General features: G+C 51.0%; 19 protein-coding genes. 17 read left to right on the top strand and 2 right to left on the bottom strand.

Features of this window, described 5'->3' with window-relative positions; translation table 11 throughout:
* Positions 1-156: 156 nt before the first annotated feature.
* The 8 genes from ACWWFX_RS23620 (at position 157) to ACWWFX_RS23585 (ending at position 3,169) form a co-directional block, all read left to right on the top strand.
* Positions 157-381: a DinI family protein gene (locus ACWWFX_RS23620; RefSeq protein WP_448849881.1), complete on the top strand. Its 225-nt coding sequence runs from the start codon at positions 157-159 to the stop codon at positions 379-381.
* Positions 382-494: 113 nt separating this feature from the next.
* Positions 495-722 (top strand): hypothetical protein, encoded by a 228-nt coding sequence (locus tag ACWWFX_RS23615; protein WP_436650740.1) that lies wholly within the window; start codon positions 495-497, stop codon positions 720-722.
* A gap of 41 nt (positions 723-763) precedes the next feature.
* Complete coding sequence (locus tag ACWWFX_RS23610; protein WP_448849882.1) at positions 764-1,366, top strand: DUF1367 family protein; 603 nt, start codon at positions 764-766, stop codon at positions 1,364-1,366.
* 4 nt (positions 1,367-1,370) lie between these two features.
* Positions 1,371-1,571: a hypothetical protein gene (locus ACWWFX_RS23605; protein ID WP_350436864.1), complete on the top strand. Its 201-nt coding sequence runs from the start codon at positions 1,371-1,373 to the stop codon at positions 1,569-1,571.
* A gap of 2 nt (positions 1,572-1,573) precedes the next feature.
* Entirely contained in the window at positions 1,574-1,864 is a 291-nt protein-coding gene (locus ACWWFX_RS23600; RefSeq protein ID WP_448849883.1) for a DUF1364 domain-containing protein, read from the top strand.
* The gene (rusA, locus tag ACWWFX_RS23595) at positions 1,861-2,223 is read left to right on the top strand and encodes a crossover junction endodeoxyribonuclease RusA (RefSeq protein ID WP_473224910.1); all 363 of its coding nucleotides are present in this window, start codon (positions 1,861-1,863) and stop codon (positions 2,221-2,223) included. Before ACWWFX_RS23600 ends, rusA begins: the two co-directional genes overlap by 4 nt.
* Complete coding sequence (locus tag ACWWFX_RS23590) at positions 2,220-2,360, top strand: YlcG family protein (RefSeq protein ID WP_448849885.1); 141 nt, start codon at positions 2,220-2,222, stop codon at positions 2,358-2,360. Before rusA ends, ACWWFX_RS23590 begins: the two co-directional genes overlap by 4 nt.
* The gene (locus tag ACWWFX_RS23585; protein WP_448849886.1) at positions 2,357-3,169 is read left to right on the top strand and encodes an antitermination protein; all 813 of its coding nucleotides are present in this window, start codon (positions 2,357-2,359) and stop codon (positions 3,167-3,169) included. The genes ACWWFX_RS23590 and ACWWFX_RS23585 overlap by 4 nt, the downstream gene beginning before the upstream one ends.
* A gap of 450 nt (positions 3,170-3,619) precedes the next feature.
* Here ACWWFX_RS23585 and ACWWFX_RS23580 read toward each other — a convergent pair whose 3' ends face one another.
* Positions 3,620-3,823 carry an ECs_2282 family putative zinc-binding protein gene (locus ACWWFX_RS23580; RefSeq protein WP_473224909.1) on the bottom strand — a complete coding sequence of 68 codons (204 nt, stop codon included), beginning with the start codon at positions 3,821-3,823 and terminating at the stop codon, positions 3,620-3,622.
* Between the two features lie 210 nt (positions 3,824-4,033).
* Here ACWWFX_RS23580 and ACWWFX_RS23575 point away from each other — a divergent pair, with 210 nt between their 5' ends.
* From ACWWFX_RS23575 to ACWWFX_RS23555, 5 genes are all read left to right on the top strand, one after another.
* Positions 4,034-4,339, top strand: coding sequence for a hypothetical protein (locus ACWWFX_RS23575; protein ID WP_350436868.1), 306 nt, complete (start codon positions 4,034-4,036; stop codon positions 4,337-4,339).
* Positions 4,339-4,860: a lysozyme gene (locus tag ACWWFX_RS23570; protein ID WP_448849889.1), complete on the top strand. Its 522-nt coding sequence runs from the start codon at positions 4,339-4,341 to the stop codon at positions 4,858-4,860. Before ACWWFX_RS23575 ends, ACWWFX_RS23570 begins: the two co-directional genes overlap by 1 nt.
* Entirely contained in the window at positions 4,860-5,252 is a 393-nt protein-coding gene (locus ACWWFX_RS23565; protein ID WP_448849890.1) for a DUF2570 domain-containing protein, read from the top strand. The genes ACWWFX_RS23570 and ACWWFX_RS23565 overlap by 1 nt, the downstream gene beginning before the upstream one ends.
* Positions 5,137-5,394 (top strand): Rz1-like lysis system protein LysC, encoded by a 258-nt coding sequence (gene lysC, locus ACWWFX_RS23560; protein ID WP_473224908.1) that lies wholly within the window; start codon positions 5,137-5,139, stop codon positions 5,392-5,394. Before ACWWFX_RS23565 ends, lysC begins: the two co-directional genes overlap by 116 nt.
* A gap of 520 nt (positions 5,395-5,914) precedes the next feature.
* On the top strand, positions 5,915-6,067 hold the full coding sequence (locus ACWWFX_RS23555; RefSeq protein WP_350436872.1) for a hypothetical protein: 153 nt from the start codon (positions 5,915-5,917) through the stop codon (positions 6,065-6,067).
* Between the two features lie 295 nt (positions 6,068-6,362).
* Here ACWWFX_RS23555 and ACWWFX_RS23550 read toward each other — a convergent pair whose 3' ends face one another.
* The gene (locus ACWWFX_RS23550; protein ID WP_448849892.1) at positions 6,363-6,590 is read right to left on the bottom strand and encodes a hypothetical protein; all 228 of its coding nucleotides are present in this window, start codon (positions 6,588-6,590) and stop codon (positions 6,363-6,365) included.
* A 22-nt stretch (positions 6,591-6,612) separates the two neighbouring features.
* On the opposite strand from ACWWFX_RS23550, the gene ACWWFX_RS23545 reads away from it, so the two are divergent.
* The 4 genes from ACWWFX_RS23545 to ACWWFX_RS23530 are packed head-to-tail and all read left to right on the top strand — an operon-like array spanning position 6,613 to position 11,245.
* On the top strand, positions 6,613-7,185 hold the full coding sequence (locus tag ACWWFX_RS23545) for a terminase small subunit (protein ID WP_448849893.1): 573 nt from the start codon (positions 6,613-6,615) through the stop codon (positions 7,183-7,185).
* Positions 7,182-8,756 carry a terminase gene (locus ACWWFX_RS23540; RefSeq protein WP_448849894.1) on the top strand — a complete coding sequence of 525 codons (1,575 nt, stop codon included), beginning with the start codon at positions 7,182-7,184 and terminating at the stop codon, positions 8,754-8,756. Before ACWWFX_RS23545 ends, ACWWFX_RS23540 begins: the two co-directional genes overlap by 4 nt.
* A gap of 1 nt (position 8,757) precedes the next feature.
* Positions 8,758-10,146 (top strand): DUF4055 domain-containing protein, encoded by a 1,389-nt coding sequence (locus ACWWFX_RS23535; protein ID WP_473224907.1) that lies wholly within the window; start codon positions 8,758-8,760, stop codon positions 10,144-10,146.
* A 1-nt stretch (position 10,147) separates the two neighbouring features.
* Positions 10,148-11,245, top strand: a complete 1,098-nt coding sequence (locus ACWWFX_RS23530; protein WP_473224906.1) for a structural protein — start codon at positions 10,148-10,150, stop codon at positions 11,243-11,245.
* The last annotated feature ends 52 nt before the right edge of the window (positions 11,246-11,297 follow it).

Below are 11,297 nucleotides of genomic sequence, written 5' to 3'. Positions count from 1 at the left end.
ACCTGCCACGGATCGGACAGGTTGAGAATATGAGCGTAGAGGGACTTTTCGTCCATGGCGGTGACCTCTGGCGATTAAATACACCATTATCATGCCTTCAGCCACCACAACAAGGGAAGACCCATATTCATACAGTAAATCAATAAGGAGGGAATCATGAGAGTTGAGTTAACCATTGATCGCACTAAAAAACTTCCTGACGGCGCTGTGCCAGCCTTGGAGGCCGAACTACTTAGTCGTCTGAGCCAACAGTACAATGATTGCAAGCTAACTATTAAACGAGCAAGTAGTGATGGCCTGTCTGTATTCGGTGGCGAAAAGAAGGAAGTCGAACGCATCCTGCAGGAGACATGGGAAAGCGCCGACGAGTGGTTTTATTGATTGCTTAAAAGCTATTGTGGTGCAGTTTTAAAGAGTGTCGCATCCTGCGTTTCCCTAGCTGCTCCAGTAAATAATAACAGCGTCAATGAGTCGCTCTGGGGGAGAATGTGAGTATTACTGAATCAGAAGACCAGTGGTATGACGTGGTCAGAAGAGTTGATAAGACAGTCGTTTATAGCTTCCCTTCAAATGGAAGATATTTGGTTTACCGCGCAAATGGTTTAGTTTCTTTGCGCCCACTTCTCGATGATGAGGAGATTTTTACCCTGAATGGGTTTATGCAATTTGCTACACGTCTCGGCTACCGAGTTATACCACCATCTGATATGATTACTTCATAGGCCTGAACAACCTATACCCCTGATGCGCCACGGAGAAGACCATGGCGCACGAACTACAACTCATTAAGCACCACACAGGAATACTGATCTCGGCTACGCCCGAGACCAGCGATATCCTGCAATCAAAAATCAAGCTCGGCGACGTTCTGGTGGCTGAGTTCAAAAAAGTGCGCAATCCGGCGTTCCATCGTCGTTTCTTCGCGCTTCTCAATCTGGGTTTCGATTACTGGGAACCTACCGGCGGCACAATCTCCAGCAACGAACGCAAACTCGTTACCGGCTATGCCAAATATCTGGCGGCTTATGGTGGCAACGGCGGCGCTCTTCTGGATGCTGCTGAACAGTATCTGGAGCAGGTCGCCAACCGCCGCGTTACCAATGGCATTAGTCTGTGCAAGTCCTTCGATGCATACCGTGCATGGGTAATCGTCGAGGCCGGCCATTACGACGCCATTCAGTTGCCGGACGGCACACTTCGAAAGCATCCCCGCAGTATCTCTTTCGCCAATATGGGCGAAATCGAGTTCCAGAAGCTGTACAAAGCCGCGCTCGATGTTTTGTGGCGCTGGATATTGTCACGCTCATTTCGCTCGCAGCAAGAGGCCGAGAACGCCGCCGCGCAGTTGCTTGGCTTCGCGGGGTAATCAGATGAAATATAGCTGGTTCCAGCATGACAACTGCACCACCGAGCAGGCCGACGAGCTGGTGGATAAATATCGGGCGCGCGGTGTAAAGACCGAGCGCAGCCTGAATCCCGATTTCACAACGTGGACCATCAGCGCCTACCTGCCTACATCCCTAAAACCTCCACGCGTAGATAAGCGCTGGCGTAACCGGGTGTGGGGGTGAACATGGCTAATTTACGTAAAGAAGCCCGCGGGCGTGAATGCCAGGTGCGTATTCCTGGAGTATGCAATGGCAACCCTGAAACATCGGTGCTGGCGCATATTCGACTGGCTGGTCTGTGCGGTACGGGCATCAAACCGCCTGACCTTATCGCTGCTATCGCGTGTTCTGCTTGTCACGATGAAATCGACCGCCGCACCCATCATGTGGATGCGAATTATGCAAAGGAGTGCGCGCTGGAAGGCATGGCCCGCACGCAGGTTATCTGGCTGAAAGCGGGGTTGATTAAATCATGAACGAATATCGAATTACTCTTCCGTGGCCACCGAGCAACAACCGCTACTACCGGCATAACCGCGGGCGCACGCACATCAGCGCAGAAGGGCAGGCGTACCGCGACAGCGTCGCCAGAATTGTCAAAGACGCGATGCTGGATATTGGCCTGGCAACACCCGTGAAAATCCGCATCGAATGCCATATGCCGGACCGCCGCCGCCGGGATCTGGATAACCTGCAAAAAGCCGTTTTCGATGCGCTGACGAAATCCGGTTTCTGGCTTGATGACCAGCAGGTTGATTACTACAGCGTGAAGAGAATGCCGGTCGTTAAAGGCGGGAAACTCGAATTAACAATCACTGAAATGGAGGGCGCGTGAAAAAGGAAACAATTGCAGCACTCAAAACTCGCTGGCAGCGACTGCGCCTCTACCGCTTCCCCGGCTCAGTTCTGACTGATTATCGCATTATCCGTAACGCCGCTCGTTTAATTCAGAAAGCAGGAGCAATGAAATGAACCTTGAATCAATCGCAAAATACTTTGCTCCCAAGTCTCCGATGTTCAGTGACTCATCGCGGGCGACGGCAACCGATAACCTGACCGGAACAGATGTGATGGCCGCGCTGGGGCTGGTAAGCGCCCAGTGTGGATTTGGCTTCGATCTCTACCTGGCAAAAATTGGCATTAGCAGCCCGGACCGGGCGCTGGAGGCGCTTTATGATTCAGCCGTTGAAATCTCCCGACCTTTTAAATCAGTTACTGAACTCGATGAAACAGTTCGCCGGCGCGTTCTCGAAATTATGTGCGCTTTTGCGTATCAGGATTATACGCGCAGTGCGGCAAGTGTCCGGCAATGCGATTGCTGCGTTGGTAGTGGCTTCACCGAAGCAGATGTCTTCACAAATAAGGTTCAGTATCCCGACGGCAAGCCACCGGCATGGGCGAAGATTACGAAAGGCGTGTGCCCGTCGTATTGGGAAGAATGGAAGTCGGTTCGCGAGACTGCGAAGATTTTATGCTCTGCCTGTAACGGAAAGGGTGTTATCAGCAATGCGTGCCGGTGCCACGGGAAGGGAAAAGTTCTCGATAAGAAAGAAACGGATCGCCAGGGCGTGCCAGTCATGAAGGAGTGCGGTAAATGCTCAGGCCGTGGTTATGCCAGGCTCCCGGCAGAGAACGTGCGTAAGGCGTTGTGTGAAGATGTGATGACAATAAGCCAACCGACATGGTCACGGAACTTTAAGCCGCTGTATGAGCTTCTGGTAAGCCAGTGCCATATTGAGGAATCTCAGGCTGATGCTGCATTGAAGTCGGTCACACGATAGAGGGCTGTTAATAAGTTTTGGCAGCATGATGGCAACGAAGTATTGCATGATTGAATAAAATGGACTAATCTTATCCCAACGATGGGATATTATGCTCATTCGTTAGAGAATTCATTCAAGCCCTGCGGTTAACCCCGTGGGGCTTTGTCGTTTCTGGAGGAAGCCATGAAAATCTACGCATGCCACTTTCACCAGAAAGGCTTTTTCCTGACATGTGGCCATCAAGCTGACTTTTGGGTGCTTTTAAGTCCGTTGGCAGGCTGGGGGCGTTTCTCAATGATTCGCCCCGATTCTGAATTCACATCGACTGGTTGTAGTGTTTCACGCTGAATGCTTCTGTCGAATTTATCAATTCTAATTTATCAACCTGAGGTGTCTGCAATGGGGAAACCAAAAATGCTGGCGTCTATTACCGCAGATACCAGCATGATGGAAAGTAAGATACCGGCGTTACTTGAAGTGCTTCCCGAGCATGTCCCTGACGATCTTCTCTGCATGATCACGAGCCTGCTTAGCGACATCGTCTTTGTGAACAGTTCGCCCACAATTGGTGCAGGTGGAGCCTTCAATATCATCTACACTCTTGATTTCAATGCCGCTACGTACAGTCAGGTTATGTCCGCAGCCAGGGCATTTAAAGGGAACATTACTCATCAATAGCTCCTTATCTGATTTGGTTATTTTTTTGGCGATTTAACGATATCAGATAGGGGTATCAGTAACTATTAAAAATCATCTGGCTGCCGATTGGCGGCCTTTTTTATTTCAGGCTCCGGTAACCCTCACCGATGAGCTTCATCGTTAAATTCATACCGAGAGCCTGACCCCTACATACAGCACCCGCACACCGCGAGGTGAGAGACCATGAAAATGAATGATCACTCAGGGAACATATTCACGCAGTTCTTTGCGTGGTTGGGAACTCTTGCCGCTGCACTGGGCTTCACAACGCAGGACATGGTTTACATGTTCTTTGGGGCTGTTGGCCTGATTATCTCGCTGGTGTCTTACGTCAACGGGCGTCTTGATGCGCGCCGACGCAGAAAAGAGGATGAGAAACGAACGAAGATGATTCGCGATTATCTCGAAGGTGTTAGTGATAAACCAAAATCCGAACGTCCGGCAGCGGTCAGCGTTGTCGCTGATGCTCTGACAAAGGCAGGTGAATAATGGCTCAACTGGCAAAAAAAGGGGGAGCCGTTGGCGCTCTTTGTTCTATAGCTGCGATTATCGCCATCGTTCTGGGCAACGGTAACGTCCGCACGAATGATCAAGGTCTGGAGTTAATCGGTAATGCGGAAGGATGTCGCCGTGATCCGTATGTTTGTCCGGCCGCAAAACTCACTGATGGGGTTGGCAATACTCACGGTGTAAAAGCGGGCGTGCGAAAGACTGATGCGCAGATTGCTGCTGACTGGGAACGAAACATCCTGGAGGCTGAACGTTGTGTTAATTCATACGGTAATGGGCGGAAACTCAGCGATAACACCTTTTCGGCTGTGACGTCTATCACGTTTAACGCCGGGTGCGGCGCAATGCAGAAATCGACGATGTTCCAGTTGTTACGACAGGGGCAAGTTGTACAAGCGTGTGACCAGTTTTCGCGCTGGGTGTACGGCGGCGGGAAAGTTCTCCCTGGACTTGTTACGCGTCGTGGTGCAGAGAAACAGCTCTGTCTGGATGGTGCGTGATGCCTACTCGTTATTTGGTTCTGATTATTGGTTTCATTATGTCGCTGGCTGGCGGCCTTATCTGGTCAGCATATCACTATCACAGCAAATACCAGGAAGAGAAGCAGCGAGCCGATGGTGCAGAGCAACGCGCCGATTCTACTGAAGCAATCACTTCAAACATCCTGCGTACTGTATCCATCATGAATAACATCACCGAGGCCAATCAGCATGCAAAGCAGCAGATCACACTGGTCGCATCGGGAGCCGCGACAGATATTAAAGTGGCTGTTGCGGATGATGATTGCGCTCGCCAGCCTGTTCCTGCTGCAGCTGCTAACCGGCTGCGGCAATACGCGGACAGTTTACGTTCCGATACCGTACGTTCAGATATCACCAAGCCTGACATCTGAAACACCACAACCCCCCATTCCCGATCCGCTGACCTACGGGGACAGTCTGAATTTGAATATCAGCCTTCTGGCTGCTCTGGGGAAGTGCAACATAGACAAAGCGAGCATTCGGGACATAGAGAATACTCGCGTTGCGAAATAGCCATTACAAAGCACATCTGCTGGTGGGCTTGATAATGTATATGAGTTTATAAGTTAAGAGAAAAGACCGTGGGATGAGACATCACCATCCCCGGTAACAGGATAAGCAACTGTTGTATTTGTGTCCTCGTCAAAGAGTGGCGTAAGGAATGAGACATAGCAAGACAATTTAACATTAAATTAACTAATCATTAACGTGATTCGCGTGTCAGATGGTTTGTTCCAGGTAAAGGCTAACCTCTATGATATCTAAATAACCCCATTAGCGGATATGGAAAGTGTTATACCCTCAATGGGATAAAATCAGTCGATGGGCAAAAAAAAGCCCCACAGAGGGTGGGGCGAGAACGTCTATGCTTACGTTGTTATTGTCAAAAAATCCTTCCATCCTAGAGGAGACTTTTTGGCTTTGGAAAGCTTAACATTGTTGGGATGGTTAGCCATACGTAAAATACGAAAACTACATGCCTTTACGTGTGTTATAAACCTAATGACATTTACGCTATATAAAATGAAACATCATGAATGATTTTTATGCAGATACTTGGCCGGTCCTGAGCATCCTGCTGCTAGGGCTGGCGATGATTACTTACGGTAATGGCTATAAAAAAACCATGTGGATGGTCATATTTTCCGCAGTGGTGGTTTTTGTGACAGGCTACGCAACAACGTAAAGGATTCAATCTATACATCCCCCACACGATCGTCGAAAGATGCCCATCGTACGTGCATCTCAAACCATAACTTTCAACTATAACCTTGAGTAAATAATGATCTTCTAAGATTCAGATATGGAGTTTTTGTTGTTGTTAACTTGCTGAGTAGCGAAGCTGCAAAAGCTGAGTTTCTCAAGAGTTTTGAAACGGCTCGATCCACAAACACTCAGGCTATCTGTGTGAAAAAATAAAAGGCGGCCACAATGGCAAAACCGGACTGGGGCGAGCTTCAGAAGCAACTATCTATCTAATTTCAAACTCGCTTGCCGTCTATGTATACGCTTGAGGAAGCAGAGCTATTGGGTATGTAAATTTTAACTTTTGAACCCATCTCGGTAACAACCTCAATTGTGACTCCAGATGTAGGGGCGCCGGTATCGTCGCCTGTAAAGGCCTTAACGATCTCCTCAGAGGTCTTATCTTCGATGATTGGCATAAGATCACCATTAACCAAACCCGCGTAAATTTTCACATTGCCCATATCATCCCCCAGAGGTAATTAAATGGCACTCACCGACAAACAAGAAATGTTCTGTCGCGAGTACCTCATCGATTTAAACGCCACGCAAGCGGCTATTCGGGCGGGGTACAGCGTAAAGACTGCAAACCGTATAGCCGCCCAGAACTTGTCAAAAGTTGACATTCAAAACAGAATCGCCGAACTCAAAACGAAGCGCAATAAAGATGTTGGTGTTGATGCTGATTATGTGCTCAGGCGCTTAGTTGAGATCGATCAGATGGATGTTTTGGACATTCTCAACGACGATGGAAGCCTGAAGGCTATCAGCCTATGGCCAAGGTCGTGGCGAACGTCGCTCACTGGCCTGGACATCAGCACCACGATCCAGAACTTCGACGAAGAGAAGGCAGAAACCATCCTCAAAAAGGTTAAGTGGCCGGATAAGGTGAAAAACCTAGAGTTGCTCGGCAAGCACATCAAGGTGCAGGCCTTCAAAGAGCAGGTGGAACAGAAGGTCACAGCTACCCACAGCATTATGCCGGTTCCGACCTGTGACAATGTGGATGAATGGGAAGCTGCGGCCCAGAAGCAACAGAGCGAGGTTCTTGGTGGATGAATTACAAAGCCGTCTGGAAACCTCTGCCGGGATCGCAGTCGCTCTCCCTGAGTTGCCCTTGTAACGAAATTCTTTACGAAGGAACTCGTGGCCCTGGCAAGACTGCCGCGCAGTTGGCGCGCTTCCGTCGCCTGGTTGGTCTGGGCTATGGCTCGTTCTGGCGCGGTGTCATTTTCGATACCGAGTATAAGAACCTTACTGACATCATCACGCAGTCAAAACGCATGTACCGCCTGTTTAACGACGGCGCACGCTATCTGGCATCGGCCAGTGAATTACGGTGGATATGGCCAACAGGTGAAGAGCTACTATTCCGTTTTGGAAAAGAAGAGGGAGATTACTGGGATTATCACGGGCAGGAGTTTCCCTTTATCGGTTTTAACGAACTGACGAAGCAACAGTCATCTGAGTTTTACGAGATGATGTTCTCTTGTCGACGCTCATCGTTCCGACCTGAGAACTACCCATTGAATGATGGCTCTCTGTTAAAGCCGATTCCGCTCGAAACATTCAGCACAACAAACCCGTTTGGCATTGGCCATACCTGGGTGAAGAAACGCTTCATAGAGCCTGCGCCACGCGGCACTATCATTCGAGAAACGCAGAAGGTCTTTAATCCTCAGACCGAGCGAGAAGAGGATGTGACGTTAACACGCGTCGCAATTCACGGCTCATTTAAAGAGAACCCTTATCTCGACCCGCAATACATTGCAACCCTGATGGCAATCAAAGACCCGAACCGACGAAAAGCTTGGGTAGAGGGTTCATGGGATGTAACCAGCGGTGGGCGCTTCGATCACCTGTGGAATGCTTCGCTGCATGTAATTAAGCCGTTTCGCATACCAGACAGTTGGGCTGTTGACCGTTCTCATGACTGGGGCGAGTCGAAACCCTTCTCAAACCTCTGGTGGGCGCGTGCCGATGGCACTGCTGCAACACTGTCTGATGGTCGCCAGTTCTGCCCACCTGCAGGCTCTTTGATTCTGATTGGCGAATGGTACGGTTGCCCTCCTGACGAACTGAACAAAGGCCTGAACATGTCATCAACTAACGTCGCAAAAGGCGTGGCGTGGGTTGATAAACGGCTTACAGGGCTGGAAGTAGACGAGCCTGATGAAATCAAACTCGATGGTGTAACTCAGGGGCAGCTCAACATTATGCCGGGTATCTGCAAAAGGGTTGCTCCAGGCCCGGCAGACAGCGCCATTTACAACACTGGCGACGATGAGTTGTCGATTGCTCAGAAGATGGAAGCACAAGGCGTTAAATGGCTCGAGGCCAATAAGAAGCCGGGATCTCGTGTTAATGGGGCTGCCCTGTTCGCCGATATGTTGGAAGCAGTCATTGAAGGCAAAAAATTTGAGACGGGCATGCCTGAAAAACCGGCATTCTACGTTTTCGATTACTGCCGAGGCTGGATAAGTCGCATCCCGGTACTGGTTCGCGACAGTAAAAATCCTGACGATGTAGACACTCAACAGGAAGATCACGACTGGGACGGTACACGTTATGCGGTTCTGCATAATCCACCGAAACCCGCTTTCTCTATCTCTTTGGATACTACTTTCTGATATGGCAAACGACGACATCACCTGGGTTCGACCAGAACACCGGGCGGCTTCTGCTGCCTGGAAGAAATTCCGGGATTTCTGCAAAGGAGTGGAGGCCGTGAAGGCTGCGGGTAATAAATACCTGCCTTTACTCGACCCTACCGATAAATCCACACGCAACCGCAAACACAATGAGGACTATCTAAGCCGCGCAGTTTTCTACGCCATTGCCGGTAATACGAAGATTGGCATGCTTGGCATGGCGTATCGAAAAGACCCCACGTTCAATGGATCCGAGAAGCTGAAATACCTGTTAGATAATGCAGACGGAGCCGGTACCAGTATCTATCAGCAGTCGCAGCTTGTGGCAGAGAACGTGTTGGAGGTTGCGCGAGAGGGCATCTACGTTGATTACGCTGAAGTGTCCAGCGAAGCGATCATCCTCCGCTATCCGGCAGAGAACATCATCAACTGGCGAACAAAGCGCATTAACGGACGCGATCAACTGGTGCTGGTGGTGCTGCGCGAATGTGTGGAAGAGCCAGACGGTTACGCTTACAAGGACGAGATTCAGTATCGTGAGCTGGCGCTGGAGGACGGTAAATTTGTTTGCCGTGTTTGGCGCCGTTCAGGAGGAACGGCAAGCGGAACCTATACCGTCGATAGCGAATACCATCCTAAGCCAAAAGGAATGGATTACTGGGACGAAATCCCGTTCACGTTTGTAGGTGCCCAAAACAACGATCCGACGATTGATGATTCACCACTGGCTGCGCTGGTGGAAATTAACCATGGGCATTACCGCAACAGCGCAGATTATGAAGATAGCGTCTGGTTCTGCGGACAGGTCCAGCCGTATATCACCGGACTAGATACGGGATGGCGCGATCACCTCGAAAAGAAAGGCGTCAAAATCGGTTCCCGCTCACCACTTCTTTTGCCTAAAGAGGGCTCTTTTGGGTATGCGCAGGCTCAGCCGAACATGCTGGCGAAAGAGGCCATGGACAGCAAGCGCGACTACATGGTGCAGCTTGGCGCTCGGCTGATTGAGCAGAACACCACGGCGAAAACGGCGACGCAGGCCAGCGGCGAGCAGAGTGCATCAACGTCAGTACTGGGTATCTGCGTTTCCAACGTTTCCGAGGCTTACACGCTGGCACTGGGCTGGTGCGCGAAGTATCTGGGGATTAAAGGCGATGAGCCTGCCTACACCATCAACCAGGAATTCATCGCTAAAGTTGCCGAGTCTGGCATGGTAGCCGCTATTGTGAACGCCTGGCAGTCCGGCGCGCTGCGCGATAGTGACATGATTCGGGCGCTTCAGAAGCTCGACCTCATCGACCCGGCGGACAGCCCGGATGATGTGATTGATGCGCTTCGCAATCAGGCTCCCACGCTGACCGGGGGCTGATATGGCAACCGTAAACGAAAGCCTGCGGGATGAGGCCATTGCTCATTCCGTCTGGATTAGCCGTTATGCGACGGGCGTGGCTAACCGGATGGTTAAGCTGCTGAACGAAACAGACGCTGACCTGTCGGCGCGTCTGCTGGATGCGCTGGACAAGTTGCCGCCTGAAAGCTTCACCGTTACGCGTCTTGAAAGTCTGCTGGGCAGTGTGCGCGAGCTTAACCAGCAGGCCGTTGCATCGATGCACACTGGTTTACAGGATGAGCTGCTGACGCTGGCAAAGAACGAGGCCAGTTATCAGGTGAGCCTGTTCGACTCCCTTCTGCCATCACAGGTTCTTTCCCGCTATCCGATGCAGGGAATTACCGCCGATATGGTTTACGCCGCCGCGATGTCTCAGCCTTTTCAGGGGCGACTGCTGAGTGAGTGGGCGAGTAATCTGGAGTCGGACAGGCTGGCGCGTATCACGAACGCTATACGCCGCGGATATCTGGCCGGCGATACGGTGGAAGCCATCGCGCGTAATGTACGAGGGCACGCCAACAAAGATTACCGAGACGGCGCGCTGCAAATGAGCAGGGTCAACGCGGCGAGCATTGCAAAGACGGCGGTGAATCATCTGGCCGCTACCGCGCGGAACAGCTTCACTGCCTCCAACAGCGATATTGTGAAGGGGAAACAGTGGCTGTCTACGCTGGACAACAAAACCAGCCACGACTGCATTATTCGCGACCTGCTGCGCTACACGCTGGAGAACAAGCCGATAGGGCACAAGGTGCCGTATTTGCAGGGCCCAGGGAAAATTCATTTCTGCTGCCGCTCAACCGAAACGCTGATCCTGAAGTCATGGAGGGAACTGGGCATCGATATTGATGAGATGGACGAAGGCACGCGCGCCAGCATGGACGGACAGGTTCCGGTGAAGACGACGTATATCGAATGGCTGAAGCGCCAGTCGCCGCAGCGGCAGGATCAGGTTCTGGGCTCTGAGCGTGGCCGGATGTTCCGCGCAGGGGAAATCGAAGTGGGGGAAATGTTTACGGATAAAGGCGAGTGGCTCTCACTCGAGGAACTCAGACAGCTATCAGCGACTGATAGCTAATATTCATCACCTGATTCACGCCCTGGCAACCGCCGGGGCTTTTTTATGGGCG

This window comes from Pseudocitrobacter sp. 2023LY-00077, assembly GCF_055796175.1.
This window is presented reverse-complemented; position numbering and strand designations above follow the sequence as displayed.